Raw genomic sequence first — 303 nt, forward strand, 5'->3', positions numbered from 1 at the left:
CCACAAGAGCGAGGGCCAGGCGACGCTGTTCGACACGTGGCGATTCCACGCCTTCTTCACCACCACCGACCCCGCCACCACAGGCACGGTCGCAGCGGATCAGGTGCATCGCCGACATGCGATCATCGAGAACGTCCACGCCGATCTGAAAGCCTCCGCCCTGGCCCACCTGCCCTCCGGCGTGTTCAACGCGAACGCCGCCTGGCTGGTCTGCGCGGTCATGGCCTTCAACCTCACCCGCGCCGCAGCCACCCTCACGAACACGCCATCGCTTGCCCGCGCGACCACCACGACGATCCGACG

1 pseudogene is annotated in these 303 nt (G+C 67.7%); it reads left to right on the plus strand.

The features are described from left to right. Nucleotides 1–303: pseudogene (locus tag BKD30_RS15435) on the plus strand (IS1380 family transposase); the annotation flags it as partial.

Origin of the sequence: Tersicoccus phoenicis, assembly GCF_001968835.1 — a bacterium.
Lineage (GTDB): Bacteria > Actinomycetota > Actinomycetes > Actinomycetales > Micrococcaceae > Tersicoccus > Tersicoccus phoenicis.